Source organism: Mycobacterium sp. IDUB_9 (genome assembly GCF_055419505.1).
In genome coordinates this window covers 1,538,463-1,564,043 of the sequence record NZ_JBVAXU010000001.1, presented here as the reverse complement: position 1 = coordinate 1,564,043, position 25,581 = coordinate 1,538,463, and the positions used below count along the sequence as shown (strand labels likewise).

Below are 25,581 nucleotides of genomic sequence, written 5' to 3'. Positions count from 1 at the left end.
TTGAACTGCCATTTTGCGTTGCCGGTCGGATAACTGGTCGCACGTGCCTCTATGCTGGCGCTTGTGACCGCATCCGATCGGGCTGCCGGGGAATTGATCGCACAGCAATCCGGGCCGCTCGACGGTCGGCCGGTACGCACAGCGGCCTTTTTCGACCTCGACAAGACCGTCATCGCCAAGTCCAGCACACTCGCTTTCAGCAAACCTTTCTTCAATCAGGGTCTGCTGAACCGGCGCACCGTTCTCAAGTCGACGTACGCCCAGTTTCTGTTCCTGATGTCCGGTGCCGACCACGATCAGATGGACCGGATGCGCAGCTACATCACCAACATGTGCACCGGTTGGGATGTCGAGCAGGTCAAGTCGATCGTCGGCGAGACCTTGCATGACATCGTCGACCCCCTGGTGTTCGCCGAGGCCGCCGAGCTGATCGCCGACCACAAGCTGTGTGGCCGCGACGTCGTGGTGGTTTCGGCCTCGGGCGAGGAGATCGTCGCGCCGATTGCCAGGGCGTTGGGCGCCACCCATGCGATGGCCACCCGGATGGTGGTCGAAGAGGGTCGGTACACCGGCGAGATCGCGTTCTACTGCTACGGCGAGGGCAAGGTCGAGGCGATCCGCGCTCTGGCCGCACGTGAGGGCTACTCCCTCGACCACTGTTACGCCTACTCGGATTCGATCACCGACGTTCCGATGCTCGAATCGGTGGGCCACCCCACCGCGGTGAATCCCGACCGGGGACTGCGCAAGGAGGCCGCTTCACGCGGCTGGCCGGTGTTGACCTTCACCCGGCCGGTGTCGTTGCGCGACCGGTTCCCGGCGCCGTCGGGGGCCGCTGTCGCCACCACCGCGGCCGTCGGCATCAGCGCCTTGGCGGCCGGCGCCCTGACGTACTCGCTGCTGCGCCGCTTCACTTCCTGAGCTACTGCATGTAGTAGCTGAAACCCAGGCGTAACGATCGGAACTCGGGTGCATTTCACCCTTGCTGTGACCGTGGTCACGTAGTACAAAGGAACCACGGAAGCTTGGATGAGGCCAAGGTGTAGCCGGAAGAGAAGGCTAAATCTCCCGAACCAGGCTCCCTAGCACGGGTCCGGCACCCACGCGGAGCACATGCCGCGGAATAGGCAAAAGTGTTGCGGGCCTGCGTGATTGCGAGGAGCGGACGGCCACGACGGCCCTTTGGGTAGGGTTGCAGCCGAAGCGCATCGCAAGGACGCCGAGGCCACCCACGCAACCCACGTTGGCACGCTTGGTAACCGGTATCCGTGCTAGCGGGCGACGAGCCGAGACACTGTTTCGGACCGTCGCCCGCTTTCGTTTGCTGCCAGTAGTTCGAGCGGCAGCCTCAGCCTGCCGCCGACTGGGCGATCTGCAACGCCTCGCGCGCACCGCCCTTCAGTGCCTCACTGCTGAGCAGCAGCCACGCGGTCAGCCCGTCCGCTGTCCCGGAGGCGAATCCCCGTGCAGCAGCCCGGTACTCCCCCGACTTCCGCATCCAGTGCACCTCGGGGACACCAAGACCGTGCGGATCCAGCCCGCTGGCGATGGTCACCAGGCGCGACACCGCGCGTGCCACCACCCCGTCGGCGGTCCCAAATGGAGCCAGGGTGAGGAGTTCGCCATGGGCGACCGCGGCCAGCACCGGAGCAGGCACCTTGGAGCCGCCGGCCACGATCTCGGTCAGCAGCTCGAGGCGGCGTCCGACGTCGGGGTCGGTCCGTGGCCGGCCCAGATGCTCGTCATCGGTGAGGTCGGCCGCGGCCAACGCGTGCAGCCGGGCCAGCGCCTGCATCGGCGCCCGCTGCCACACACCGACAAGCGAGGTAGCGCCACCTTCCAGCGCCTCGGCGACGCGGATGGCGCCTGCGGTCACCGAATCGGGTTCACCGTCGGCGGACAACTGCAGGGCCCCGCCGTCGAGCACTGCGGAGGCCCGCGCCGCACGCATGGCGGCCTCGGACGCCGTCTGCGGCCAGCCGCGCAGATTGAACTTGTGTCGATGCGCCCGGCCCAGGGCCTCACGCGCCTCGTCGCTGGCCGCAGAAACACCGGGCAGGTCGACCAGCGGTGCGAGTGGATCGGTCATACGCGAAACGCTAGCGGACCGCTGAACTCCGTCACGCCGACCGTTGGGCGCATCAGGACCGCCGCCCACCCGGCATCTTGTGACGTCCCAACGCCGGTGCAACGTTTGGTGACTACGCTCACACCCATGTCAAACGCGCCAGCGACGCCTATCGAAGTTCCGTCAGCCTATCCGCCGCCTGCCGATTTCGCGGCCAATGCCAACGCGACGGGCGAGTTGTACGCCGAGGCCGAGAAGGACCGGCTGGCGTTTTGGGCTGCCCAGGCCAACCGGCTGAGCTGGCAGACCCCGTTCACCGAGGTGCTGGACTGGTCGGAGGCTCCGTTCGCGAAGTGGTTCACCGGCGGCAAGCTCAACGTGGCCTACAACTGCGTGGATCGTCACGTCGAGGCGGGCAATGGCGACCGGGTCGCGATCCACTGGGAGGGCGAGCCGGTCGGCGACGCCCGCGACATCACCTACGCCCAACTCAAGGACGAAGTCAGCAAGGCCGCCAATGCGCTGGCCGCCCTCGGCCTGACCGCCGGCGACCGCGTCGCGATCTACATGCCGATGGTGCCCGAGGCGATCGTGGCGATGCTGGCGTGCGCGCGCCTGGGCGCCATGCACAGCGTCGTGTTCGCCGGGTTCTCAGCGTCGGCTCTCAAGGCGCGGGTTGAGGACGCGCAGGCCAAGCTCGTCATCACCACCGACGGCCAGTACCGGCGCGGTAAGGCCGCCTCGCTCAAAGACGCCGTCGACGATGCCGTCTCGGACCAGCCGTCCGTCGAGCATGTGCTGGTGGTGCGCCGCACCGGCATCGACGTGAACTGGACCGAGGGTCGCGACCTGTGGTGGCACGAGACCGTCGACAAGGCGTCGGCCGAACACACCCCGGAAGCATTCGACTCCGAACAGCCGCTGTTTTTGCTGTACACCTCCGGCACCACGGGCAAGCCCAAGGGAATCGTGCACACCTCGGGCGGCTACCTGACCCAGGCGGCCTACACCCACTACAACGTGTTCGACCTCAAGCCCGAGACCGACGTGTACTGGTGCACCGCCGACATCGGCTGGGTCACCGGCCACACCTACATCACCTATGGCCCGCTGGCCAACGGCGCGACCCAGGTGGTCTATGAGGGCACCCCCACCTCGCCGACCGAGCACCGTCACTTCGAGATCATCGAAAAGTACGGCGTCACAATCTATTACACCGCGCCCACGTTGATTCGCACCTTCATGAAGCTGGGCCGGCAGATCCCGGCCGACCACAATCTGTCCAGCCTGCGGCTGCTGGGTTCGGTGGGCGAGCCGATCAACCCGGAGGCCTGGCGCTGGTACCGGGAAGTCATCGGCGCCAACAAGACTCCGATCGTGGACACCTGGTGGCAGACCGAGACGGGCGCGATCATGATCTCCCCGTTGCCCGGTGTCACCGCGGCCAAGCCCGGCTCGGCGATGACCCCGCTGCCCGGCATCTCGGCCAAGATCGTCGACGACGACGGCAACGAGCTGGTGCCCGGCGCCGACGAAGCCGAGCACGTCACCGGCTACCTGGTGCTGGACAAGCCGTGGCCGGCGATGCTGCGCGGCATCTGGGGCGATCCCCAGCGGTTCAAAGACACCTACTGGTCACGCTTTTCCGAACAGGGCTGGTACTTCGCCGGTGACGGCGCCCGCTATGACGCCGACGGCAACATCTGGGTACTGGGCCGCATCGACGATGTCATGAACATCTCCGGGCACCGCATCTCGACCGCCGAGGTGGAATCAGCTCTGGTCGGCCACTCCGGGGTAGCCGAAGCGGCCGTGGTCGGCGCCAGCGACGACACCACCGGACAGGCGATCTGCGCGTTCGTCATCCTCAAAGCCTCCGCGCACGGCGGGGCCGACACCATGATCGAGGAACTGCGCGCCCAGGTGGCCACCGAGATATCCCCGATCGCCAAGCCGCGAGAGATCCACGTGGTGCCCGAGCTGCCGAAGACCCGCAGCGGCAAGATCATGCGCCGGCTGCTGCGCGATGTGGCCGAGGGCCGCGAACTCGGTGACACCTCAACCCTGGTCGACCCGAGCGTGTTCGAGGCGATCCGCGCCGGCAAGTAACTCTGCCGAGCGGGATCACGGAATCGGGACGAAACCCGTTCCCGGTCGGTTCTTGGCGGTGATGTCGGCCAGTTGCGTGTTGAACGACATCGTCACTGCGGGCGTGTGAAGGGGCACGAACTTCACCACGCAGGTGGGCAATTCCTCGCTGTAGGCGCCGTGGATCATGCCGACCAGCCGGTTGTTGACCGTGACGGGCGCGCCCGAGTCTCCCGGCTGGCCGCACACCTGGTTGACGATGGTGCCCGGGTCCTTGCCCGGACCCCAGGTGACGCCACACGAATAGCCGGTGGTTCGGCCGAGCTTGCAGGCCACTTCACCGAACGCCGGGTCCGGCCCGAGCCCGTCGATCTGGAAACCGTTGACGTTGTTGGTCGGCGTCACCTTGGCCGGATCGAACTGGATGACGGCGTAGTCCAGCCCCTCATTGCCGGCCACCATCGTGCCCACCACTCCGGCGCTGTCGGCACCTTCAGCCGACACAGTGGCACCCGGCCCGCCGCAGTGTGCCGAGGTGAAGCCGATGAGCCGGCCGGCGTTGTCGTGCCCGATCGCTGTGAGGGTGCAGAACGCGTCGCCGTTGACGACGATCCCCGAGCCACCACCCAGTACCACCGGCGGATCAGCGTGTGCAGGGGCCGAAGTCAACAACGCAAGGAGGGCGATGATCGGCGCACCAATGTGCAACTGCCAGCGGTGTCTGCTCGTCAAGTGTCCTCCGATCGACGCGCCCGACCCGCGCAACTCAAGAATGGGGTCAGTCTACTAAGAGCCGGATGTCGGCCGGGATCGTTAACGGCTTCGCCGCATGGCAACATGAACGCCATGAGCACTGGCGACCGCAGGGACGGCGTTCCGACGACGGTGACCTCGATTCCGCTCGTCGACCCGCATGCCCCCAAGCCGGACCCCTCGATCGGTGACCTGGTCAAGGACGCCACCGCGCAGGTCTCCACCCTGCTGCGCGCCGAGGTGGAGCTGGCCAAGGCCGAGATCACCCGGGATGTGAAGAAGGGCCTGACCGGCAGCGTGTTCTTCATCGCTGCCCTGGTGGTCCTGTTCTACTCGACCTTCTTTTTCTTCTTCTTCCTGGCCGAGCTGCTGGACACCTGGCTGTGGCGCTGGGTGGCTTTCCTGATCGTGTTCGGCCTGATGGTGCTGACCACCGGTGCGCTTGCGGTGTTCGGCTTCCTGAAGGTGCGACGGATCAAGGGCCCGCAACAGACCATCGAATCGGTCAAGGAGACGCGCGAGGCACTGACGCCCGGCCATGACAAGGCCGCGCTGCCCGCTATCCAGACCACACCGGCCTCCGACCCGTCAGGCTGGTAATGGCTCCACCCGCCCCGTCGGTCGCCAGGATCGAGGGGCCGTGGCGGCATCTGCAGGTGCACGCCAACGGTATTCGGTTTCATTTGGTGGAGGGCGAGCGCTCGCAGCCCGACCGTGTGAAAGAGGGCGAGCGCTCGCAGCCCGACCGTGTGAGAGAGGGCGAGGCCGGTGAGCTCTCTCAGGCGGACCGCCCGCTGGTCATTCTGCTGCACGGTTTCGGCTCGTTCTGGTGGTCGTGGCGTCACCAACTCACCGGGCTGACCGGCGCCCGGGTGGTGGCGGTCGACCTTCGCGGCTACGGCGACAGTGACAAACCGCCTCGCGGTTACGACGGCTGGACCCTGGCCGGGGACACCGCCGGGCTGGTGCGCGCACTGGGGCACAAGACCGCGACGCTGGTGGGGCACGCTGACGGTGGCCTGGTGTGCTGGGCGACCGCGGTGCTGCATCCGCGTGTGGTCAACGCGATCGCCCTCGTCAGCTCGCCGCACCCGGCGGCGCTGCGGGCCTCCACCTTGACCCGTCGTGACCAGGGGCGCGCCCTGTTGCCGTCGATGCTGCGCTACCAGCTGCCCGGGTGGCCGGAACACGCGCTGACCCGCCACGACGGCGCGGAGTTGGAGCATCTGGTCCGTAGCCGGGCCGGAGCCAAATGGCAGACCAGCCAAGACTTCTCCCTCACCATGGGCCACCTGCGTCAGGCCATCCAGATCCCGGGGGCCGCGCATTGTGCACTGGAGTACCAGCGGTGGGCGGTGCGCAGCCAACTACGCGGCGAGGGCCGACGGTTCATGCGCTCGATGAAGCGTCCGGTCAACGTGCCGGTGCTGCACATGCGCGGTGACGCCGACCCGTATGTGCTTGCCGACCCGGTACACCGGACGCAGCGCTATGCGCCGCATGGACGGTACGTATCGATCACGGGCGCAGGGCATTTCGGCCATGAAGAACAGCCGGACGCGGTCAACGAGCAGCTGAGCCGGTTCCTGGCCCAGCTGCACGCCAACTGATCAGGAGTTGATGCAGGTTCCGGTCGCGACGCGCTGGGTGTTGCCGATCTTGGCCAACTGATGTTCGACTTCCTTGGCGGTCAGTACGAACCCGGTGTCGGCGTCGTCGACTGCCGCACCGAACACCACACCCAGCACCTTGCCGGCCCGGTTGATCATCGGCCCGCCCGAATTGCCTTGCCGCACCGTGCCCCTGACCGTGTAGACCTCACGGGTGACGGTGGTGGTGCGATAGATGTCGGGTCCGTTGAGCTCGATGATCTCGCGCACGCGGGCCGGGGTGGCCAGGAAGTCACCGCCGCCCGGGTAACCCATCACCACGGCGTCGGTGCCCTTCGGAGCCGGTTGTTCGGCGAACTGCAGCGGGGTGATCGGCAGATCCGGAACGTCGAGGATGGAGATGTCGGCGTTGGGGTCGTAGGACACCACGCCCGCGTCGTAGGTCTTGCCGTCGGCCTCGATGGTGACGCTGTCCGCACCGGCGACCACGTGGGCGTTGGACATCACTCGGTTGGGGGCGACCACGAACCCGCTGCCCTCAAGCACCTTCTGGCAACTCGGCGCGACACCGCGGATCTTGACCACACTTGCCCGGGAGGTCGTCACCACCGGGTCGGTGGCCAGCGCGGCGTCCGGGGCGTCGACGTTGACGATCGGGGTGCGGCTGAACGGTTCGAGCACATCGGGCAGCCCGGAGGTGTCCAACAACGCCGACAATCGGTTGGGCACTGAGCGCAGCCAGTCCGGCGCCACCTTGTCGACCTCGGTGAGCACCCGCGAATTCTTCACGGCCGCAGCGAGATTCGGCTGATCGGAGGAGGTCAGCAGGCTACCCAGCAACCAGGACGCGACGAGGACGGCGACCAGCATCAGGCTGACGCCGACCGCCGAGTCCAACACCCGGAACAAGGGGTTTCGGATGGTGCCGCGCACGGCACGGCCCAGCACCACGCCGGCGATCTCACCGATCACCACGAGGGCGAGGATGAGGAACAGGGTGGCGAACAGTTTGGTGCGGTCGCCGCTGACGTGAGGGATCACGTGCGGTGCCAACAGCACGCCTGCCACCGCACCCAGCACCACCCCGATGAAGGACAGCAGGGAGCCGAGTGCGCCGGAACGCCAGCCGGAGATGGCTGCGACGAACCCGATGCCGAGGATGGCGAAATCGAGCCAGACCGAAGGTGTCATCTATATCCACTTCAACATTGGGCTTCACCGTAACCGTTGTGATGCCCGACAAGGGCCATTGCGTCGTCGAGTCCGCGCACGTCGTCGGTGTTCCACGGTTTGGCCCAACCGGCGACGTCGAGAATCGCCGAGATGACCTGGCCGGTGAAACCCCATACCAACATCTCGTTGAGGAGGAACGCGGGCCCGGCGAACTGGCTGGTGTTGGCCTCCCGATACACCATGAGGCGGTTCTCCGGGTTGATGAAGGCGCGCACCGGAACCCGGGCGACGACGGCGGTCTCGGATTCGTTGACCACGGCGACGGGCCCTGGGTCGGGCGAGTAGGCCAGCACCGGGACCACATGGAACCCGGACGGCGGGATGAACATCTTCTCCAGCGTCGCCAACGGGGCGAGCCGGCTGGTGTCGATGCCCGTCTCTTCCCACGCCTCACGGAAGGCCGTGCCCACCGGCCCGTCGTCGCCGGGATCGGTCGCCCCGCCGGGGAACGCGGCCTGGCCGGCGTGGTGACGCAGAGTCGAGGCGCGGACCGTCACGAGCAGGTCGGCGTCTTCGGGAAGGATCGCGGGCGTGCCCCCGGACGGGCCCGCCGGACCGGAGAACAGCACCAGCACTGCGGCGTCGCGCCGCGCACCGGCCTGGGCGGCTTGATTGTTGGCTTCGACGATGCCCGCCAGCACTTCCGGGGGAACCCGTCGCCGGTAGGCGTCCGGCACCCGGTCGAGGTTGTCCACCAGCGGTTTGAGCCAGGCCGGAGCGGCACCCGGGAACAGCCCATCGCGCGTCGATCTCACCCCGGTGCTCCTATCGGCTAGAGCGGATCTTCTCGTCGACCGCCGCCGCGATCTCGTCGGCGCTCACGAAGGATCGGGGTAGGGTCCCGGCCACGCTACCGTCCGAGCGCAGCACCACCGTCGCAGGCATGACGTTGGGCACCTTGAGGGCGGCCGCGATCAGTCGGCGACCGTCCTGCAGAGTCGGCAGCCGTACTCCGAGTTCGGCCAGACGCACCAGCGCCGCCGTCTCGTTCTCGTCCTGGTGCACGGTCACGACCAGCACGTCGTCGCCGACGCGACGCTGGTATGCGGCCATCGCCGGGAGCTCGTCGGCACATGGCCCGCACCAGTACGCCCAGAGGTTGAGCACCACGGTCCGGCCGGCCAGCGCGCGGGCCACATCCACGGACTTCCCGTCACCGGCGCATTCCAGGGTGATGCCGCGCAGCGCCCCAGAATCGGGCCCGGCCCCGTTCCCCGGTCCGGGGCACGGCGGCAGATCCGCGCGGGCCCGGGGGCCGGCCAGGGCCTCGGGCGTATCGGCATCGCGGTGATCACGGGACGTGGACTGCCCGGCCCCGGCCTGCGGTGCGGGCTCGTCACGCAATTCCATCCAGAACGCGGCGCCCAGCGCCACCAGGATCACCAGCACCACGACGGTCCAGCGGGCCGATCGACTCATCGTGTGTTCACAGCCCGGCCAGCGCCAGCAGATGCTCGGTTTCGGGACCTTTGACCAGTGCGGCGGCTGTGGGCGGATCGGTGGGCCCGAGCCCGAACGACGGGCAGTCCTTGGCCAGTACGCACACGCCGCATGCCGGCTTGCGGGCGTGGCAGACGCGGCGGCCGTGGAAGATCACCCGGTGGCTGAGCAGGGTCCATTCCTTGCGTTCTATGAGCTCACCGATCGCGAACTCGACCTTGACCGGGTCTTCCTCAGCGGTCCAGTGCCAGCGGCGCACCAGCCGTCCGAAATGGGTGTCGACGGTGATCCCGGGGATGTCGAAGGCGTTGCCCAGGATGACGTTGGCGGTCTTGCGCCCCACCCCGGGCAGCGTCACCAGGTCCTCGATGTTGTCGGGCACCTCGCCGTCGAACCGGGCCACCAGCTCCTGGCCCAGCCGGATCAGCGAGTTGGTCTTGTTCCGGTAGAACCCGGTGGGCCGGATCAGCTCCTCCATCTCGGTGCGATCGGCCTGCGCATAGTCCAGTGCCGTGCGGTATTTGAGGAACAGGGCGGGCGTCGTCAGGTTCACCCGTTTATCGGTGCTCTGTGCCGACAAGATGGTCGCGACCGCCAGCTCCAGCGGATTGGTGAAGTCCAGCTCGCAGTAGACGTGTGGAAATGCCCGAGCGAGTTCACGATTCATCCGTCGAGCCCGACGAACCAGGCCCAGGTGGGTTTCGGTGTCCCACTTCTTGGACCGGCGCGTTTTCCCTGTTGGGGCGGCAGCTTCAGTCACGTCGATCAGCGTACTGACCTCGCCGGACATTCTCCTGCGCGGACCGGTGATGATTCGTGACCCCACTGAGACCTACGCCGTGTTAACTACTGCCTTGTGTCGTGGTTGCTGGTAGCGCTCATTCCGGGGTTGCTCATGCTGGCGGCGTTCGGGCTCGAGCGGCTGGAATCGGGTTTGGACCGAAAGCCCGTGCCGGCGGCGGCCGTGCCGCGGGTCAAGCCGGTGCTCCTCGACGTCGAGAGTGAGCGTTTGCCGACGCGCTACTACGAACCGCAGGCCATAAATACCGGGTTTCCTGCGTCTCGACCTGTCAATCGTGTGTAGCGTGGGCTAGTCGCGAAACCGCGTACCTCTAGACTGAGCAGGAAATATCAGTAAGAGGACAACACACCCAATAGCTTAAGGGGCAACGTGGACGAGATCCTGGCCAGGGCCGGAATCTTCCAGGGCGTCGAACCGACCGCCGTTTCGGCGCTGACGAAGCAGTTGCAGCCCGTCGACTTTCCGCGCGGGCATACGGTCTTCGCCGAGGGCGAGCCCGGCGACCGCCTGTACATCATCATTTCCGGCAAGGTGAAGATCGGCCGCCGTTCACCGGACGGCCGGGAGAACCTGCTGACCATCATGGGGCCGTCGGACATGTTCGGTGAGCTGTCGATCTTCGACCCGGGGCCTCGTACCTCGAGCGCCACCACCATCACCGAGGTGCGCGCGGTGTCGATGGACCGCGACGCGCTGCGCGCGTGGATCGCCGACCGTCCTGAGATCGCCGAGCAGCTGCTGCGGGTGCTCGCGCGTCGTCTGCGCCGCACCAACAACAACCTGGCCGACCTGATCTTCACGGACGTTCCCGGCCGGGTGGCCAAGCAGCTGCTGCAGCTGGCCCAGCGGTTCGGAACCCAGGAGGGCGGCGCGCTGCGCGTCACGCACGATCTCACGCAGGAAGAGATCGCCCAGCTCGTCGGCGCTTCCCGCGAGACCGTCAACAAGGCACTGGCCGATTTCGCCCACCGCGGTTGGATCCGGCTGGAGGGCAAGAGCGTCCTGATCAGCGACAGCGAGAGGTTGGCGCGCCGCGCGCGCTAGCCTCTCCGCCGAGCAGACACAAAACTGCCCCTTTTCATTGGAAAAGGGGCAGTTTTCTGTCTGTCCGCTAGGCCGTCAGGTAATCCAACTGAGCCTGCACCGACTTCTCGGCGGCATCCCAAAGTTTCTGGTCGACATCGGTATAGACGTGCTCGACGACCTGACGGGCCGAGGCGTCCTCGCCGAGTTCTCGTAGTGCTGCCCGGATCTGGTCCAACCGCTCCTCGCGGTGCGCCAGGTACATCGTGGTCACCGCATGAAGATCGGGAAGGTCGGGTCCGTGGCCGGGAAGTACCGGGCGGGCGCCCAGGCCTTGCAGCCGGCGCAGCGAGTCCAGGTAGTCACGCAGGCTGCCGTCCTCGGTGTCGATGACGGTCGTGCCGCGGCCCAGCACGGTGTCGGCGGTCAGCACCGCCCCTGGTCCGTTGTCGTCGTCGAGCACGAAGCTGAGTGAGTCGACGGTGTGGCCGGGCGTGGCCATCACCTTGATCCGCAGACCGGCCGCGTCGATCACCTCGCCGTCGCTCAACGGGCCGCCGAGGCCTCGCAGGAAGCCACTACCGACCGAGCGGACGGTGGCGCCCGTCAGGTCCACGAGCTTGTCGATGCCGCCGGTGTGGTCCTCGTGCTTGTGACTGATCAATACCAACGCGACGGTGCCCAGTTCGGCGATGCGGGCGATGTGCGCCTCATCGTCGGGACCGGGGTCGACGACGACGATCTCGTCGCTGCCCCGGCCGCGCAGGACCCACGTGTTGGTGCCTTCCAAGGTCATCAGCCCCGGGTTGTCGCAGAGGAGTACGGAAGCCGACACCGCATCCGTTTCGATGACCGGCCGCAACAGCCCGTAGGCCGGGTGCTCGGCTGCCGTCACGCCGTTTCGGCGATGATCTCGACTTCGACCGGCGCGTTACGCGGCAGTTCCGACACGCCGACGGCCGAACGCGCATGAGCGCCCGCCTCGCCGAAGATCTCGCCGAACAGTTCGGAGGCGCCGTTGACGACGCCGGGTTGTCCGCTGAATCCGGGTGCGGAGGCGACGAACCCGGTCACCTTGATGATTCGGACGACGGAGTCGATGCCGACCAGCGCATGCACGGCGGCCAACGCGTTGAGGCCGCAGACCCGGGCCAGTTCGTGACCCTGCTCCGGGCTGATGTCCGCGCCAACCTTGCCGGTGGCCAGCAGCTCACCGGCCTGGATCGGCAGTTGACCGGCGGTGTAGACCAGGTTGCCGGTTCGTACCGCGGGCACGTAGGCGGCCAGCGGCGCGACCACGTCGGGCAGTTCGATCCCGAGTTCGGCCAGCTTCGCGGTGACCGTCATTTCGGCCGCTTCAAGTAGGCGACATGCTGCTCACCGGTCGGGCCCGGCAGCACCGACACCAGCTCCCATCCGTCCTGACCCCACTGATCGAGGATCTGTTTGGTCGCATGGGTCAACAACGGCACCGTGGCGTATTCCCACCGGGTTGGTTCGCTCATGACCCGAGCCTATCGGGCGGACGCTCAGGCTTGGTTAGCATGCACTGGTGGCAACCACAGAGAGCGGCGCCAAACACGTCGGCTGGCCGTCAAGGCTGACAAAGGCCCGGCTCCATTTCGTATCCGGCAAGGGCGGCACCGGCAAGTCCACCGTCGCGGCGGCATTGGCACTGGCCTTGGCGGCCGGCGGCCGCAAGGTGCTGCTGGTCGAGGTCGAGGAACGTCAGGGCATCGCGCAGCTGTTCGACGTGCCGCCGCTGCCGTACGAGGAAGTCAAGGTGGCCACCGCCGATGGCGGTGGCCAGGTCAACGCGCTCGCGATCGACATCGAGGCCGCATTCCTGGAGTACCTCGACATGTTCTACAACCTGGGCCTGGCCGGCCGGGCGATGCGCCGCATCGGGGCGATCGAGTTCGCGACCACGATCGCGCCCGGTCTGCGTGACGTGCTGCTCACCGGCAAGATCAAAGAGATCGTGACGCGCACTTCCAAGGACGCAAAGGGCAAGCGCGGCGTTTATGACGCCGTGGTGGTGGATTCCCCTCCCACCGGCCGTATTCCGCGATTCTTGGACGTCACCAAGGCGGTCTCTGACCTCGCCAAGGGTGGGCCCGTGCACTCGCAGGCCGATGGCGTGGTCAAGCTGCTGCACTCCGAGCAGACGGCGATCCATCTGGTGACGCTGCTGGAAGCGCTGCCGATCCAGGAGACCCTGGAGGCGATCGACGAGCTCACCGAGATGGGACTGCCGATCGGCAGCGTCATCGTCAACCGCAACATCCCGGCGTACCTACCCGCCGAGGATCTGGCCAAGGCCGCCGAGGGTGACATTGATGCCGACGCCGTCCAGGCAGGCCTGCGGAAGACCGGTATTACGTTGGCGGACAACGATTTCGCCGGCCTTCTTACCGAGTCCATCCAGCACGCCACCCGGATCTCGGCACGTGCCGAGAGTGCCGAACTGCTCGACGCCATCGATGTACCCCGCCTGGAGTTGCCGGCGCTGGCCGACGGCGTGGACCTGGGCAGCCTGTACGAACTCGCCGAAGCACTCGAACAGCAGGGGGTCAGATAGTGAGCACCAAACCGCCCGCCCTTGACATGCACACAATCCTGTCCGACACCGCCAACCGCGTCGTAGTCTGTTGCGGCGCAGGCGGAGTCGGCAAGACCACCACTGCGGCCGCGATGGCGTTGCGCGCCGCCGAGTACGGCCGCACCGTCGTGGTACTCACGATCGACCCGGCCAAGCGATTGGCCCAGGCGCTCGGGATCAAGGATCTCGGAAACACCCCGCAGCGGGTTCCGTTGGCCCCGGAGGTCACCGGTGAGTTGCACGCGATGATGCTGGACATGCGCCGCACATTCGACGAGATGGTGGTGCAGTACTCCGGCTCGGACCGCGCCGATTCGATTCTGGAGAACCAGTTCTACCAAACCGTGGCGACCTCGCTGGCCGGCACGCAGGAGTACATGGCGATGGAGAAACTCGGCCAGCTGCTGGCCGAGGACAAGTGGGATCTGGTGGTGGTGGACACCCCGCCGTCACGCAACGCGCTGGACTTCCTCGACGCTCCGAAGCGGTTGGGCAGCTTCATGGACAGCCGGCTGTGGCGGATGCTGCTGGCGCCCGGGCGCGGGATCGGCCGCTTGGTCACCGGCGCCGTCGGGCTCGCGATGAAGGCCCTGTCCACTGTGCTGGGATCGCAAATGCTCTCCGATGCAGCAGGTTTCGTCCAATCACTGGACGCGACTTTCGGCGGGTTCCGCGAGAAGGCCGACCGCACCTACGAATTGCTCAAGCGCCGCGGAACCCAGTTCGTGGTGGTGTCGGCGGCAGAGCCCGACGCGCTGCGCGAGGCCTCGTTCTTCGTCGACCGACTGTCGAACGAGCACATGCCGCTGGCCGGTCTGATCCTCAACCGCACCCATCCCACGCTGTGCGAACTTCACGCCGACAAGGCCGAGGAAGCCGCCGACGAGTTGGCGGCCGAGGATCCGAATTCGCTGGCCGCAGCCGTGCTGCGCATCCACGCCGACCGGGCACACACCGCCAAGCGCGAGGTGCGGCTGCTGTCCCGGTTCACCGGGGCCAATCCGCATGTGGCGATCGTCGGGGTGCCGTCGCTGCCGTTCGATGTATCCGATCTCGACGCGCTGCGCGCGATTGCCGATCAGATCACCGGAGTGGCCGAGCCCGCCTGATATCAGGCGGGCTCTGCGGGGATTGCCGGATCGGCGCGGTCAGACCGCGCTGCGGTGGTGCTTGCGCTGGGCGGCGAAGAACTCGGCCCACGAATTGACTTCGGGGTGCTGCTTGAGCAGGGCACGACGCTGACGTTCGGTCATTCCGCCCCAGACGCCGAACTCCACGCGGTTGTCCAGCGCGTCGGCACCACACTCGAGGATCACGGGGCAGTGCCGGCAGATCACCGCGGCTTTGCGTTGCGCAGCACCGCGGACGAACAGCTCGTCCGGATCGGCCTGACGGCAGCGCGCCTGCGAAACCCACGCGATCCGGGCTTCACCCTCACCTCGGTGGACCAGGTTGGTGGCGGGGGCGGAAGCGTTCATGTTGTCTGCGACAGTTCGTGTACCTGACACCAGCGATCCCTTCGTTCCTGCCATCTCCCCAGATGGCGGGCTTTGAACCTTCCGGTGTAGAACGCCATTGCGATCTACGCCACATTGCGCCAGCCCGTGTTACCTGGATCGCACTGTGTGTCCAAGCTAGGTGGTCAGAGGGTATTAACGCAACAGTTTGTGGACCACTTTTTTGGGACGGCCGTCCCGTCTGACCGGCATTTGGGCGCACTGCGGTGTTTCTGCAGGCAAGCGGGATGTGCCCAGGGGCCTGCTCTCAGAAAGTGCCGCTCGGCGAGCTGGCTACTCTGTACCCATGCCGGAGCCGCCGACACGACCGCCCGCGCAGCCACCCCAAGCGGTCACCATCATCAAGCTCGCCTGGTGCTGCCTGCTGGCGAGCGTGCTGGTGGCCACGTTCATGTTCCCCTTGGTGGGTGGATTCGGCCTGATGTCCAACCGGGCCTCCGACGTGGTCGCCAATGGCTCGGCCGCCCTGGTCGACGGTGAGGTTCCGCAGGTCTCGACCATGGTCGACGCCAAGGGCAACACCATTGCGTGGCTGTATTCGCAGCGCCGCTTCGAGGTGCCGAGCGACCAGATCGCCAACACGATGAAGCTCGCCCTGGTCTCCATCGAGGACAAGCGTTTCGCTGAACACAACGGCGTCGACTGGCAGGGCACGCTGACCGGCCTGACCGGATACATGCGCGGCGACTCGGACACCCGCGGCGGTTCGACGATCGAGCAGCAGTATGTGAAGAACTACCAGCTGCTGGTGATCGCCCAGACCGAGGCTGAGCGCCGCGCCGCCATCGAGACCACCCCGGCGCGCAAGCTGCGTGAGATCCGGATGGCCCTCACGTTGGACAAGACGTTCACCAAGCCCGAGATCCTGACCCGCTATCTCAACCTGGTCTCGTTCGGCAACGGCGCGTTCGGCGTCCAGGACGCCGCACAGACCTACTTCGGAGTCAACGCCTCCGAGTTGAACTGGCAGCAGGCCGCGCTGCTGGCCGGCATGGTGCAGTCCACCAGTGCGCTGAACCCCTACACCAACCCCGACGGCGCCTTGGCCCGCCGGAACCTGGTGCTGGACACCATGATCGACAACATCCCCCAGGAGGCCGAGGCCCTGCGCGCCGCCAAGCAGCAGCCGCTGGGCATCCTGCCGCAGCCCAACGAGTTGCCGCGCGGCTGCATCGCCGCCGGTGACCGGGCGTTCTTCTGCGATTACGCGCTGGAGTACCTGGCCCGCGCCGGGCTTTCCAAAGAGCAGGTGGCCAAGGGCGGCTATCTGATCAAGACCACGCTGGATCCCGATGTGCAGGGTTCGGTGAAGTCGTCGATCGACAGCATCGCCCGCCCGGATGCGCCGGGCATCGCCAGCGTGATGAGCGTGATCAAGCCGGGCAAAGAATCCCATCCGGTCCTGGCGATGGGCAGCAATCGCACGTACGGTCTGAACACCGACGCCGGCGAGACCATGCAGCCGCAGCCCTTCTCGCTCGTCGGCGACGGTGCCGGGTCGATCTTCAAGATCTTCACCACGGCCGCGGCCATGGATATGGGAATGGGCATCAACACCCAACTGGCGGTGCCCGGATTCTTCCAGGCCAAGGGGCTGGGCAGCAGCGACACCCCGGGTTGCCCGAAGGACACCTGGTGTGTGAAGAACGCCGGCGGCTACCGGGGTTCGATGAGTGTCACCGATGCCCTGGCCACCTCGCCGAATACCGCATTCGCCAAGCTGATCTCGCAGATCGGCGTCCAGCGGTCGGTCGACATGGCGGTCAAGCTGGGGCTGCGGTCCTACGCGTTGCCCGGCACCGCCCGCGACTACGACCCGGAGAGCAACGAGAGCCTGGCCGACTTCGTCAAGCGCCAGAACATCGGCTCCTTCACCCTGGGCCCCATCGAGGTCAACGCGCTCGAGTTGTCCAATGTGGCGGCCACCTTGGCCTCCGGCGGCACCTGGTGCCCGCCCAACCCGATCGCCCAGGTGCTCGACCGCCACGGTCAGGAGGTGTCGGTGACCACCGAGACCTGCGATCAGGCGGTGCCCGAGGGCCTGGCCAACACGCTGGCCAACGCGATGAGCAAGGACGACCAGGCCGGCGGCACCGCCTCCGGTTCGGCCGGTTCGGTGGGCTGGGACCTTCCGATGTCGGGTAAGACCGGCACCACCGAGGCCCACCGCTCGTCGGGCTTCCTGGGCTTCACCAACCAGTACGCCGCGGCCAACTACATCTACGACGATTCGACCAGTCCCGGCGAGCTGTGCTCGTTCCCCCTGCGCCAGTGCGGGGACGGCGACCTGTTCGGTGGAAACGAGCCGGCCCGCACCTGGTTCACGGCGCTGAAACCGATCGCGAACAGCTTCGGCCCGGTGGTCATGCCGCCGACGGATCCGCGCTACGTCGACGGCGGCCCCGGCTCGGTGGTGCCGACCGTGACGGGACTGGATGAGACGGCCGCGCGTCAGCGGCTCAAGGAGTCCGGATTCCAGGTGGCCGACGGCGCCGCTTCGGTCAACAGCAGTTCGCGCTACGGGACAGTGGTCGGCACGGCGCCCAGCGGACAGACGATTCCGGGCTCGATCATCACGATCCAGATCAGCAACGGGATTCCGCCGGCCCCACCGCCGCCCCCAGTGGCATTCCCGTTCCCCGGCGGCCCGCCGCCCGAGATCGGTCAGACGGTTGTCGAGATCCCGGGACTGCCGCCGATCACCGTTCCGGTGCTCGGGCCTCCACCGCCCCCGTGAGGACACGTTCGCAGTAGGCTTGCCTGCATGTCAGTCAAGAAGGCAGCGGCCATCACCGCCGGTTCGCTGGTCGCCGGGATCGGCTACGCGTCCGTGATCGAGCGCAATGCGTTCGTGCTGCGGGAAGCGACCATGCCGGTACTGGCGCCTGGCTCCTCGCCCCTGCGAGTGCTGCACCTGTCCGATCTGCACATGCGTCCCAATCAGCGCCGCAAGCAGGCCTGGTTGCGTGATTTGGCGCGCCTTGAGCCTGATCTGGTGGTCAACACCGGCGACAACCTGGCCCATCCCAAGGCAGTGCCCGCGGTGGTGCAGTCACTGAGCGATCTGCTTTCGGCGCCCGGCCTGTTCGTGTTCGGCAGCAACGACTATTTCGCGCCGCGCCTGAAGAACCCGCTGAACTACGTCACCAACCCGCAGCACCGGACGCACGGTGAGCCGCTGCCATGGCAGGACCTGCGCGCGGCGTTCACCGAACGCGGCTGGCTCGACATGACCCACATCCGTCGCGACGTCGAGGTGGCCGGGCAGCACATCGCGGTGGGCGGGGTCGACGATCCGCATCTCAAACGCGACCGCTACGACACCATCGCCGGCCGGGCCAACGGTGCGGCGAATCTGACGTTGGGGCTCACGCACTCCCCCGAACCGCGGGTGTTGGACCGCTTCGCAGCCGACGGCTATCAGCTGGTGCTGGCCGGGCACACCCACGGCGGGCAACTGTGCCTGCCGTTCTACGGCGCCATCGTGACCAACTGCGAGCTGGACCGGTCCCGGGCCAAGGGCGCCTCGAAGTGGGGATCGCACATGCAGCTGCATGTGTCGGCGGGAATCGGCACATCGCCGTTCGCACCGGTACGGTTCTGCTGCCGTCCCGAGGCCACCTTGTTGACGCTCGTCGCGGCGCCGACCGGCGGCGGCCACGTCGGGATCAGGGCCGGGCAGTCCAGCCCCGCCGTCTCGGCCCGGTGAGCCAGCCGGGCTGCACCGCCTCGCGTCCCCGGCCACGCCGGTGGGTCGACAATGCGGTGCGGCTGATCGAGGCCGATTCCAAGCGCAGCGCCGACACCCATCTACTGCGCTACCCACTGCCGACGGTCTGGCGCGACGACATTGACGTCGCGCTGTATCTCAAGGACGAGTCGACGCACATCACCGGCAGCCTCAAGCACCGGCTGGCCCGGTCCCTGTTCCTGTACGGGTTGTGCAACGGCTGGATCGGTGAGGGCACCACGATCATCGAGGCGTCCTCGGGGTCGACGGCCGTGTCCGAGGCCTACTTCGCAGCGCTGCTGGGGCTGCCGTTCATCGCAGTCGTGCCGGCCTCGACCAGTGGCTCCAAGATCGCATTGATCGAAGCCCAGGGTGGCCGTTGCCATTTCGTCGCCCAGTCCTCGCAGGTATACGCCGAGGCCCAACGGTTGGCCGAGGAGACCGGCGGGCACTATCTGGACCAGTTCACCAATGCCGAGCGGGCGACCGACTGGCGCGGCAACAACAACATCGCCGAGTCGATCTACGAGCAGATGCGTCTCGAACCACATCCGGTTCCGGAGTGGATCGTCGTGGGGGCCGGCACGGGCGGCACCAGTGCGACCATCGGTCGCTACATCCGCTACCGCAGGCATGCCACGCAGTTGTGTGTCGTCGATCCGGAGAATTCGGCGTTCTTCCCCGGCTATGCGCAGGGCCGCGATGACGTCGTCACGGGTGCGTCCTCACGTATCGAGGGCATCGGCAGGCCGCGCGTGGAGCCGTCGTTCCTGCCCGGCGTGGTCGACCGGATGATTGCCGTCCCCGACTGTGGATCAGTCGCCGCGGCGCATCACGCCAGCCGGGTATTGGGCCGTCGGGTCGGGCCGTCGACCGGCACCAATCTGTGGGGTGCGTTCGGCCTGTTGGCCGAGATGATCGCGCACGGCCGCAGCGGGTCGGTGGTGACCCTGCTGGCCGATAGCGGCGACCGCTACGCGGATACCTACTTCGATGCGGACTGGCTCAGCGCCCAGGGACTGGACCTGTCGGAGTCCGCGGAGGTGCTCTCGGAGTTCGAGTGCTCAGGCAGCTGGTCCTGATCCGTCTCGGCCGTCAGGAACAGCCAAAACGCTGCCAGGGCGAAAAACCCCAGGTAGATGGTGGCGCCCAGGACGGTCATGATGTGAATAACGCCACCGATAGCTCGTTGCTTCCCGGTTTGTCGCCGATTTCTACCTGAGGGCTGTGAAACGTCCCGCCAACAACCCTCAAGTGGAAAACGACTACGATCCGTGGCGCGTCGGCGCAGACATGGCCGTTTGGCTTTCGAGGTACCCGGTGCGATACGCTGTCGGAGCTTCACGCGGGGTGTGGCGCAGCTTGGTAGCGCGCTTCGTTCGGGACGAAGAGGTCGTGGGTTCGAATCCCGCCACCCCGACTCGTGTGTCCGCAAGTGAGAGGCCCTGACTGGTTATCCGGTTCAGGGCCTTCTTGCTTTCTGGTCCGCAGTTGGTCCGGTAGCGGATTTCAGAGCATTCCTGATTCGCCATTGCGCCGGCGAGATCGGTGAGTGCATGCAGACCGCGCCGGGGGCGGCTTTCCCGAAATCGCAAGGTACCCAGTCAGTTACGCCGCGCCTGACGCCTGGCCGATATACGACGCGGTAGCCCCGATCATCGACGGTGCGTCGACAGCTGGTACAGCTCGCCTATCCCGGTAGTCCTTGTTCTTCCGGCGGCAGTGGAGCAGGTCCCTTGATTCCCGGAGTAGCCATGGGGATCTCGGGTGCCTGCGCCGGGTTGGATGGCGTGATGGTTACCCCGGTCTGCATCGGAGATGACGGCTCGAACCCGAGAAGAGAGACGGGATGACTCTGCTGACCCCCGACGACCCCGAAGACACTCAGTGCAACGGCAGCGCACCCACCGATCACGGTGGCGACCTTGATGCCGAGTTTACTCATAATCGAACCAATCCATTGAACGCATAGCTTTCCTATGCATCAGGGAACGTCGCGGCCCCGGCGTCTATTCCCAACCTCGGGCCTGTCCCCAGACGGATCGCCAAGCGGGTCAGGCGCCGTCAGCCATGCGGATGGCCTTTCTTGCCGTGGCCCTTGCCATTCCCATTGCCATTTCCGTTGCCGTGACCGTTCCAGTTGCCCCAGTCCCCTTCGTCCTCGGGCAGCGTCGGCGTGACGGTCGGGATGCTCGTCGCGGCAGGCACGGTCGGCTCGACAGAGGTGATCACCGGCGTCACGGCCGGCGCACGCTGCGGCGGCGGATCGGCGATCAGCAGCATCGCCCCGAGGATGACGGCAGCGACGACACCCGCGGCCGCCAGCACCCACCGGACCGGCGACCGACGAGGCGGCAGCGGGGCCGGCAGAAGCAGGGTCGCCGGTCGCGCAGGCGGCGCGGCGTGCAATGCCGCCCGCATCGCGGCAGCATCGGCGAAACGGTAGGCCGGGTCCCGCGCCATGGCACGCTCCAGCGCCTGAACCAGAGCAGGATCGACATCGGGGCGCAGCATGCCGATCGGCACCGGGGCTTCGTCGACGGCGGCGCGCATGGTGGCGATCGGGTGGTCCCGCGCGAAGGGCCGCCGCCCGGTCAGCGCCTCGTAGCCGAGCACACCGACGGAGTACAGATCGTCCGAGGCGGATGCCGCTTGTCCGGTAATCCGTTGCGGGCTCAGGTAATCCGGTGTGCCGAAGACCGTTCCAGCGTGGGTGTGGGCGGTTCCGGCGGTCTTGGCGATACCGAAGTCGGCAAGCTTGGCGGAGCCGGATGCGGTGATGAGAACGTTGCCGGGCTTGATGTCGCGGTGCAGGATGCCTGCACCGTGGGCGGCTGTCAGCGCGCCGAGGAGGTCGGCCAGCACCCAGCGCACGCGGTCGGCTGAAAGTGGTCCGGCCGCAATCTCTTCGGCCAGGGTGGGCCCGGGCAGTCGTTCCATCACGATGTACGGCGTGCCGTGGTCTTCACCGCTGTCGTGGACCGCGACGATGTTGGGGTGGTTGAGTGCGGCAGCGGCCCGCGCTTCGTCCTCGAATCGCCGACGCGTGAACTCGTCGGCGGCCAGGGCCGGATAGAGAAGTTTGATCGCGACCGGACGCGACAGCCTGGTGTCCCAGCCGTCACGCACCTCGGCCATGCCGCCGCGGCCGAGCACGCCACGTAGCTCGTAGCGGTCGGCGAGCGCCGCCGTCATAGGTCTCCCTCCGGTATGCGCGTGTATCCGAGTATCCCGCAGTGACGTGCCGGGGCATTCCAGGGCATGCTGGCACCATGCCCCGGTTCACGCTGGAACCCGCCGACTCGGACTTCTTCACGACCGCGCCGCACATCTTCACCTATCGGAAGCGTTTCGCGGCACCGCCGGAAAAGGTATGGGAGTCGCTCGTATCCGATGAGTCCCTGGCCGCCTGGGGGCCGTCGGTCAAGGACGTGACCTGGTTGGCGCCGCGGCCGTTCGGCGTCGGCACCTCCCGCGAGGTGACGCTGGCGCCCGGGGTGGTCCGGGTGCACGAGACGTTCTTCCGGTGGGAGGACGGCCGCCGGTATTCGTTCACCGTCGATCACGCCAGCATTCCGTCGCTGCGCCGGTTCGCCGAGGATTACCTGGTCGAACCCGCCGGCGACGGGCAGACGCAGTTCACCTGGATCGTCGCGATCGAACCGAAGCCGCTGTTCGCGATCCCGTTCAAGGGGCTGGCGCCGGTGGTCAAAGCGGCGTTCGGGCGGCTGGCCTCCGATGGCCGGCGCTATTTCGCCGAGCAGGTGTGAGCGCGGTCCCAACCAAGCAGTTGATAGCCTCGGCCGATGGCCGCGCTGAGCTGGATCGCCCAACTGTTGCAGTTCGATCGTCACGGCGATGACTTCTGCGTTCGCGAGCCGCGCCGAGGTGCGGTAGAGCGGTTGTTCGGCGGCCTGATCGCGGCGCAGTCACTGGCGGCGGCCGGAGCCACGGTCGACGACGGCAAACTCCCGCAATCGCTGCACGCCTACTTTGTCCGCGGCGGACGCTACGACGCCGACGTCGAGTTCCACGTCGACCGCATTCGGGACGGACGCGCGTTCGCCACCCGCCATGTCACCGCCAGCCAGGGCGGGGCGGTGATCCTGGAGATGATCGCGTCGTTCCACCATCCCGAACCGGGACTCGACTGGTTCCCGGATGCACCGCCGGCGCTGGAGTTCGCCACGGCGGTCCCCAAGGCCGAGGTGTTGGATTTCGGTGACAAGTTCGAATTGCGCACCACTCACGACGACGCCTCGGAGTTCGCCATCCCGCCGTTCTGGGTGAGGGCCAGCACCCCGATCGAGGACGATCCGCTGATCCGCGCCTGCACGCTGACGTTCATGTCCGATCTCGGTCCGGTGCCCTCGGCACTACCTCCGACGGTGCCGCTACGGTCGGACCTCGGCTTCGCCGCCAGCCTGGATCATTCGATCTGGTTTCACCGCCCGTTCCACCCGGAGCACTGGCACCGCTATGAGATCCGGCCGGCCAACCACAACGACTCGCGGGGTCTGGCGGTCGGTTCCCTCTATGACGCCGACTCCACGCTGATCGCCAGCGTCACCCAAGAAGCACTCTGGCGGATCTAGCCCGGCACGTTTGCAAGGCCGCCGCGGCGGGCAGTCGGTGGCATGAAGATCTCCGATGTCGCGTCCTGGCCGATCGAGTTCGGTGCTGCGGTGCGGCACCGGCGGCTGTTCCACCCGAACGGCGTGCTGGCACGCGGCGCCCTCGAGCGCACCGCGCCCTCCAGCAGGGGGCTGCCGCTCTACTCGTGTGACGTCGTCGGGCGATTGTCCAAAGGGATCGGTACACCCGATTCCGTGCCGGACATTGCCGGCCTGGCCTGGCGGATGCCACCGCAACTGTCCGGCACACCGCGGGATGTACTGCTGGCCTCGACCCTGGCCGGCAATCGATTTGTGTTGTGGCCGGCCAATTCCTGGGCGGGGATCACGTTCTCGAGCGTGATGCCGTTGCGTTTCGGCGGTGCACTGTGGTGGCTGCGAGCTCGCCTGACCACCGAGTTCGACGGCGGCGGGCTCTGCCTCGACAGCGTCAACAGTCAGTTGGAACGTGGTGGGGTCCAGTTGGACATCGAACAATCCCCCGTCACCGGCGAATTCGAGCCATTGGCCCGGTTGTCACTGCTCGAGAAGCTCCCGCACGGCCGCGACGTCTCGTTCGACCCCGCGCTGCACGAGGCCGACGGTGTCCGCCTGGTGCCCAACTGGCTGGCCGACGTTCGACGCACCGCGTATCACAGCAGCCGTGTCGGGCGTTCCGCTGAATAGCCTCGCGGCGTGACACTGCCCGGAGTCAGGCTCAGTCGGGTGGTTCCTGGCTGGTGCTCTCGGTGGTGTCCACGTCCGGGGTGTCCTCCGGCACATTCTTGACCCGAGCCCGCCGTGCGGCGGCATCAGCTTTGTCGCCTTTGCCGCCGTGATCCGCCCCGTGCTCTCCGTCGTAGATCCCTTTACCCGTTGGCATCTAGCTGAGATACCCGTCGCCATGAGTTTCAACCCGATGGCCGGGGCAGGACCTAAAGCCGCGCCTTGACCGCTGCCGACAACCGCGCACCGTCGGCCTTGCCCGCGGCAATGGCTGTGGCGGCCTTCATCACCTGGCCCATCTGGCGCATGCCCGGCCGTTCCCCGATCTGCTCGGCGACCTGCGCGATGGCGGTGTCGGCGACGTCGGCCAGCTCGGCATCGGTCAGCGGGGTGGGCAGGTATTCGTCGATGACCCGGGCCTCGGCGTGTTCCCCAGCCGCCAGTTCCCCCCGGCCGTTCTGGGTGTAGATCTCGGCCGCCTCGCCACGCTTCTTCGATTCACGGGCCAGCACCGCGATCACCTCGGCGTCGGACAGTTCGCGGGCCTGTTTACCCGAGACCTCCTCGCTCTGGATCGCCGCCAGCACCATGCGCAGGGTGGCGGTGCGCAGTTTGTCCTGCGACTTCATCGCGCCGGTCAGATCCGCGCGCAGCTTGTCCTTGAGGTCGGCCATAGCGTCAACCTAGCTGCGATCAGTTCTCGCCCGCCACGAATTTGGCGTCGACCGACATCGAGACCTCGATATCGGCGGGCGCGAATTCGAGTTGAGGTGCCCCGCCGCCGCCTGCGGGCGCCGCCATGGCCCGCACGAATCCCGGCCCGGACGCCCCCGCGGGGCTGTGCCCCAACATTCCGGCGTCGCCGATCGCCACCGGCCGCACCGGACCGAGAGCAAGCGCATCGGAGTAGCGCTGGGCACGGATGACGGCGTCCTGCACGGCGCGGGTGTGTACCTGGGCGACGAGCTCATCGCGATGCTCGGTGGTCAGGGCCCATTCGATCCGCGACAACGAAAAGCCGCCCGTCTCGGTGACGTGGCCGCCGACCCATCGCGACAGGGCGGTGAAGTCGCTGAACTTGACCTTGATGTCGACGCTGGCATGGTGCACCAGCGGCAGCTGCTTGCCCTCGTTGTTCCAGGGCCGGTTGGCCCAGGTGCGCACCTGGCCGGTGGACCACCACGTGACCGGGCCGGCATCGGGCTGGTGCAGTGGGGTGATAGTGGATTTCACCGTGTCCAGATCACGGACCACCCGCTCGTAGACCGGTTCGATCGCCGGCCCCTCGTAGCCGAGCGTCGCGTGGACCGTTGCACGTTCGGGCGACTGAAAAGCGGAAAAAGAGCCCTGCACGATGATCTCGGTCGGCATGGGGT

28 protein-coding genes and 1 tRNA gene are annotated in these 25,581 nt (G+C 67.0%); 14 read left to right on the top strand and 15 right to left on the bottom strand.

Annotated elements, in window-relative coordinates; translation table 11 throughout:
* Nucleotides 1-63 precede the first annotated feature (63 nt).
* Nucleotides 64-921 carry an HAD-IB family hydrolase gene (locus ACZY08_RS07610; RefSeq protein WP_463743923.1) on the top strand — a complete coding sequence of 286 codons (858 nt, stop codon included), beginning with the start codon at nucleotides 64-66 and terminating at the stop codon, nucleotides 919-921.
* A 427-nt stretch (nucleotides 922-1,348) separates the two neighbouring features.
* Here ACZY08_RS07610 and ACZY08_RS07605 read toward each other — a convergent pair whose 3' ends face one another.
* On the bottom strand, nucleotides 1,349-2,089 hold the full coding sequence (locus tag ACZY08_RS07605) for a Fic family protein (RefSeq protein ID WP_463743922.1): 741 nt from the start codon (nucleotides 2,087-2,089) through the stop codon (nucleotides 1,349-1,351).
* 126 nt (nucleotides 2,090-2,215) lie between these two features.
* On the opposite strand from ACZY08_RS07605, the gene acs reads away from it, so the two are divergent.
* The gene (gene acs / locus ACZY08_RS07600; RefSeq protein WP_463743921.1) at nucleotides 2,216-4,177 is read left to right on the top strand and encodes an acetate--CoA ligase; all 1,962 of its coding nucleotides are present in this window, start codon (nucleotides 2,216-2,218) and stop codon (nucleotides 4,175-4,177) included.
* Nucleotides 4,178-4,192: 15 nt separating this feature from the next.
* On the opposite strand, the gene ACZY08_RS07595 is transcribed toward acs, so the two are convergent.
* On the bottom strand, nucleotides 4,193-4,846 hold the full coding sequence (locus ACZY08_RS07595) for a S1 family peptidase (protein ID WP_463744187.1): 654 nt from the start codon (nucleotides 4,844-4,846) through the stop codon (nucleotides 4,193-4,195).
* A gap of 156 nt (nucleotides 4,847-5,002) precedes the next feature.
* Between ACZY08_RS07595 and ACZY08_RS07590 the strand changes: the two genes are divergently transcribed.
* Both ACZY08_RS07590 and ACZY08_RS07585 read left to right on the top strand, forming a co-directional pair.
* A complete protein-coding gene (locus tag ACZY08_RS07590; protein WP_463743920.1) occupies nucleotides 5,003-5,509 on the top strand; it encodes a phage holin family protein in 507 nt (168 codons plus the stop codon).
* A complete protein-coding gene (locus ACZY08_RS07585) occupies nucleotides 5,509-6,519 on the top strand; it encodes an alpha/beta fold hydrolase (RefSeq protein WP_463743919.1) in 1,011 nt (336 codons plus the stop codon). The genes ACZY08_RS07590 and ACZY08_RS07585 overlap by 1 nt, the downstream gene beginning before the upstream one ends.
* Here the strand turns inward: ACZY08_RS07585 and marP are convergent, their stop codons facing one another.
* Genes marP through nth form a run of 4 tightly spaced genes read right to left on the bottom strand, consistent with a single transcriptional unit; the run spans nucleotide 6,520 to nucleotide 9,859 of the window.
* On the bottom strand, nucleotides 6,520-7,710 hold the full coding sequence (marP, locus tag ACZY08_RS07580; protein WP_463743918.1) for an acid resistance serine protease MarP: 1,191 nt from the start codon (nucleotides 7,708-7,710) through the stop codon (nucleotides 6,520-6,522).
* 11 nt (nucleotides 7,711-7,721) lie between these two features.
* On the bottom strand, nucleotides 7,722-8,507 hold the full coding sequence (locus ACZY08_RS07575) for an NUDIX hydrolase (protein ID WP_463743917.1): 786 nt from the start codon (nucleotides 8,505-8,507) through the stop codon (nucleotides 7,722-7,724).
* A gap of 10 nt (nucleotides 8,508-8,517) precedes the next feature.
* Nucleotides 8,518-9,171, bottom strand: a complete 654-nt coding sequence (locus ACZY08_RS07570) for a TlpA family protein disulfide reductase (RefSeq protein ID WP_463743916.1) — start codon at nucleotides 9,169-9,171, stop codon at nucleotides 8,518-8,520.
* Between the two features lie 7 nt (nucleotides 9,172-9,178).
* Nucleotides 9,179-9,859 carry an endonuclease III gene (gene nth / locus ACZY08_RS07565; RefSeq protein WP_463744186.1) on the bottom strand — a complete coding sequence of 227 codons (681 nt, stop codon included), beginning with the start codon at nucleotides 9,857-9,859 and terminating at the stop codon, nucleotides 9,179-9,181.
* A 504-nt stretch (nucleotides 9,860-10,363) separates the two neighbouring features.
* On the opposite strand from nth, the gene crp reads away from it, so the two are divergent.
* Nucleotides 10,364-11,038: a cAMP-activated global transcriptional regulator CRP gene (gene crp, locus ACZY08_RS07560; protein ID WP_003883807.1), complete on the top strand. Its 675-nt coding sequence runs from the start codon at nucleotides 10,364-10,366 to the stop codon at nucleotides 11,036-11,038.
* Between the two features lie 67 nt (nucleotides 11,039-11,105).
* Here the strand turns inward: crp and ACZY08_RS07555 are convergent, their stop codons facing one another.
* The 3 genes from ACZY08_RS07555 to ACZY08_RS07545 are packed head-to-tail and all read right to left on the bottom strand — an operon-like array spanning nucleotide 11,106 to nucleotide 12,522.
* Entirely contained in the window at nucleotides 11,106-11,912 is an 807-nt protein-coding gene (locus ACZY08_RS07555) for an MBL fold metallo-hydrolase (protein WP_463743915.1), read from the bottom strand.
* Nucleotides 11,909-12,364: a RidA family protein gene (locus ACZY08_RS07550; RefSeq protein ID WP_463743914.1), complete on the bottom strand. Its 456-nt coding sequence runs from the start codon at nucleotides 12,362-12,364 to the stop codon at nucleotides 11,909-11,911. The genes ACZY08_RS07555 and ACZY08_RS07550 overlap by 4 nt, the downstream gene beginning before the upstream one ends.
* Nucleotides 12,361-12,522, bottom strand: coding sequence for a DUF4177 domain-containing protein (locus ACZY08_RS07545; RefSeq protein WP_075908995.1), 162 nt, complete (start codon nucleotides 12,520-12,522; stop codon nucleotides 12,361-12,363). The genes ACZY08_RS07550 and ACZY08_RS07545 overlap by 4 nt, the downstream gene beginning before the upstream one ends.
* Before the next feature lie 44 nt (nucleotides 12,523-12,566).
* On the opposite strand from ACZY08_RS07545, the gene bagA reads away from it, so the two are divergent.
* Nucleotides 12,567-13,598 carry an ATPase BagA gene (gene bagA, locus ACZY08_RS07540; RefSeq protein ID WP_463744185.1) on the top strand — a complete coding sequence of 344 codons (1,032 nt, stop codon included), beginning with the start codon at nucleotides 12,567-12,569 and terminating at the stop codon, nucleotides 13,596-13,598.
* A gap of 26 nt (nucleotides 13,599-13,624) precedes the next feature.
* The gene (bagB, locus tag ACZY08_RS07535) at nucleotides 13,625-14,728 is read left to right on the top strand and encodes an ATPase BagB (RefSeq protein ID WP_463744184.1); all 1,104 of its coding nucleotides are present in this window, start codon (nucleotides 13,625-13,627) and stop codon (nucleotides 14,726-14,728) included.
* Between the two features lie 39 nt (nucleotides 14,729-14,767).
* On the opposite strand, the gene ACZY08_RS07530 is transcribed toward bagB, so the two are convergent.
* A complete protein-coding gene (locus tag ACZY08_RS07530) occupies nucleotides 14,768-15,097 on the bottom strand; it encodes a WhiB family transcriptional regulator (protein WP_454792607.1) in 330 nt (109 codons plus the stop codon).
* A gap of 325 nt (nucleotides 15,098-15,422) precedes the next feature.
* Here ACZY08_RS07530 and ponA2 point away from each other — a divergent pair, with 325 nt between their 5' ends.
* The 4 genes from ponA2 (at nucleotide 15,423) to ACZY08_RS07510 (ending at nucleotide 20,286) form a co-directional block, all read left to right on the top strand.
* A complete protein-coding gene (gene ponA2, locus ACZY08_RS07525) occupies nucleotides 15,423-17,873 on the top strand; it encodes a transglycosylase/D,D-transpeptidase PonA2 (protein ID WP_463743913.1) in 2,451 nt (816 codons plus the stop codon).
* A 27-nt stretch (nucleotides 17,874-17,900) separates the two neighbouring features.
* Nucleotides 17,901-18,845, top strand: a complete 945-nt coding sequence (locus ACZY08_RS07520; protein WP_463743912.1) for a metallophosphoesterase — start codon at nucleotides 17,901-17,903, stop codon at nucleotides 18,843-18,845.
* On the top strand, nucleotides 18,842-19,948 hold the full coding sequence (gene cds1 / locus ACZY08_RS07515) for an L-cysteine desulfhydrase Cds1 (protein WP_463743911.1): 1,107 nt from the start codon (nucleotides 18,842-18,844) through the stop codon (nucleotides 19,946-19,948). Before ACZY08_RS07520 ends, cds1 begins: the two co-directional genes overlap by 4 nt.
* 264 nt (nucleotides 19,949-20,212) lie before the next feature.
* A tRNA-Pro gene (locus ACZY08_RS07510) sits at nucleotides 20,213-20,286 on the top strand.
* A 270-nt stretch (nucleotides 20,287-20,556) separates the two neighbouring features.
* On the opposite strand, the gene ACZY08_RS07505 is transcribed toward ACZY08_RS07510, so the two are convergent.
* Nucleotides 20,557-20,811 (bottom strand): hypothetical protein, encoded by a 255-nt coding sequence (locus ACZY08_RS07505; protein WP_463743910.1) that lies wholly within the window; start codon nucleotides 20,809-20,811, stop codon nucleotides 20,557-20,559.
* 119 nt (nucleotides 20,812-20,930) lie between these two features.
* Nucleotides 20,931-22,061, bottom strand: a complete 1,131-nt coding sequence (locus ACZY08_RS07500) for a serine/threonine-protein kinase (protein WP_463743909.1) — start codon at nucleotides 22,059-22,061, stop codon at nucleotides 20,931-20,933.
* A gap of 77 nt (nucleotides 22,062-22,138) precedes the next feature.
* Between ACZY08_RS07500 and ACZY08_RS07495 the strand changes: the two genes are divergently transcribed.
* From ACZY08_RS07495 to ACZY08_RS07485, 3 genes are read left to right on the top strand one after another with little or no spacing between them, the layout of a single operon-like run.
* Nucleotides 22,139-22,636, top strand: a complete 498-nt coding sequence (locus ACZY08_RS07495; protein WP_463743908.1) for an SRPBCC family protein — start codon at nucleotides 22,139-22,141, stop codon at nucleotides 22,634-22,636.
* Nucleotides 22,637-22,672: 36 nt separating this feature from the next.
* A complete protein-coding gene (locus ACZY08_RS07490) occupies nucleotides 22,673-23,461 on the top strand; it encodes an acyl-CoA thioesterase (protein WP_463743907.1) in 789 nt (262 codons plus the stop codon).
* Nucleotides 23,462-23,503: 42 nt separating this feature from the next.
* Nucleotides 23,504-24,166, top strand: a complete 663-nt coding sequence (locus ACZY08_RS07485; protein WP_463743906.1) for a phosphodiesterase — start codon at nucleotides 23,504-23,506, stop codon at nucleotides 24,164-24,166.
* Nucleotides 24,167-24,197: 31 nt separating this feature from the next.
* Here ACZY08_RS07485 and ACZY08_RS07480 read toward each other — a convergent pair whose 3' ends face one another.
* The 3 genes from ACZY08_RS07480 to ACZY08_RS07470 are packed head-to-tail and all read right to left on the bottom strand — an operon-like array spanning nucleotide 24,198 to nucleotide 25,576.
* Nucleotides 24,198-24,362 (bottom strand): hypothetical protein, encoded by a 165-nt coding sequence (locus tag ACZY08_RS07480; RefSeq protein WP_463743905.1) that lies wholly within the window; start codon nucleotides 24,360-24,362, stop codon nucleotides 24,198-24,200.
* A 52-nt stretch (nucleotides 24,363-24,414) separates the two neighbouring features.
* Nucleotides 24,415-24,879: a GatB/YqeY domain-containing protein gene (locus tag ACZY08_RS07475; protein WP_463743904.1), complete on the bottom strand. Its 465-nt coding sequence runs from the start codon at nucleotides 24,877-24,879 to the stop codon at nucleotides 24,415-24,417.
* Nucleotides 24,880-24,898: 19 nt separating this feature from the next.
* A complete protein-coding gene (locus tag ACZY08_RS07470; RefSeq protein WP_463743903.1) occupies nucleotides 24,899-25,576 on the bottom strand; it encodes an SIMPL domain-containing protein in 678 nt (225 codons plus the stop codon).
* Nucleotides 25,577-25,581: the final 5 nt, after the last annotated feature.